This is a genomic window from Priestia sp. Y58 (assembly GCF_029522095.1).
Taxonomy (GTDB): domain Bacteria; phylum Bacillota; class Bacilli; order Bacillales; family Bacillaceae_H; genus Priestia; species Priestia megaterium_E.
In genome coordinates, this window is the sequence record NZ_JAKWFL010000023.1 from 1 (window position 1) to 1,577 (window position 1,577).

Annotated in this window: 1 rRNA gene; it reads right to left on the minus strand. The window is 54.8% G+C overall.

Annotated features, from left to right (window positions below):
• Window positions 1-1,577: ribosomal RNA gene (locus MMB68_RS27430) — 23S ribosomal RNA — on the minus strand; the annotation flags it as partial.

Below are 1,577 nucleotides of genomic sequence, written 5' to 3' on the forward strand. Positions count from 1 at the left end.
CGCTATGGGAAATCTCATCTTGAGGGGGGCTTCATGCTTAGATGCTTTCAGCACTTATCCCGTCCACACATAGCTACCCAGCGATGCCTTTGGCAAGACAACTGGTACACCAGCGGTGTGTCCATCCCGGTCCTCTCGTACTAAGGACAGCTCCTCTCAAATTTCCTACGCCCACGACGGATAGGGACCGAACTGTCTCACGACGTTCTGAACCCAGCTCGCGTACCGCTTTAATGGGCGAACAGCCCAACCCTTGGGACCGACTACAGCCCCAGGATGCGATGAGCCGACATCGAGGTGCCAAACCTCCCCGTCGATGTGGACTCTTGGGGGAGATAAGCCTGTTATCCCCGGGGTAGCTTTTATCCGTTGAGCGATGGCCCTTCCATGCGGAACCACCGGATCACTAAGCCCGACTTTCGTCCCTGCTCGACTTGTAGGTCTCGCAGTCAAGCTCCCTTGTGCCTTTACACTCTACGAATGATTTCCAACCATTCTGAGGGAACCTTTGGGCGCCTCCGTTACATTTTAGGAGGCGACCGCCCCAGTCAAACTGCCCACCTGACACTGTCTCCCGGCCCGATCAGGGCCGCGGGTTAGAATTTCAATACAGCCAGGGTAGTATCCCACCGACGCCTCCACCGAAGCTAGCGCTCCGGCTTCTCAGGCTCCTACCTATCCTGTACAAGCTGTACCAAAATTCAATATCAGGCTACAGTAAAGCTCCACGGGGTCTTTCCGTCCTGTCGCGGGTAACCTGCATCTTCACAGGTACTATAATTTCACCGAGTCTCTCGTTGAGACAGTGCCCAGATCGTTACGCCTTTCGTGCGGGTCGGAACTTACCCGACAAGGAATTTCGCTACCTTAGGACCGTTATAGTTACGGCCGCCGTTTACTGGGGCTTCGATTCAGAGCTTCTCCCAAAGGATAACCCCTCCTCTTAACCTTCCAGCACCGGGCAGGCGTCAGCCCCTATACTTCGCCTTGCGGCTTCGCAGAGACCTGTGTTTTTGCTAAACAGTCGCCTGGGCCTATTCACTGCGGCTCTCTCGGGCTATACACCCTACCAGAGCACCCCTTCTCCCGAAGTTACGGGGTCATTTTGCCGAGTTCCTTAACGAGAGTTCTCTCGATCACCTTAGGATTCTCTCCTCGCCTACCTGTGTCGGTTTGCGGTACGGGCACCTCCCGCCTCGCTAGAGGCTTTTCTTGGCAGTGTGGAATCAGGAACTTCGGTACTATAATTCCCTCGTCATCACAGCTCAGCCTTTATGATGAGCGGATTTGCCTACTCATCAGCCTAACTGCTTGAACGCGCATATCCAGCAGCGCGCTTACCCTATCCTACTGCGTCCCCCCATTACTCAAACGGCGGGGAGGTGGTACAGGAATATCAACCTGTTGGCCATCGCCTACGCTTTTCAGCCTCGGCTTAGGTCCCGACTAACCCTGAGCGGACGAGCCTTCCTCAGGAAACCTTAGGCATTCGGTGGACAAGATTCTCACTTGTCTTTCGCTACTCATACCGGCATTCTCACTTCTAAGCGCTCCACCAGTCCTTACGGTCTGACTTC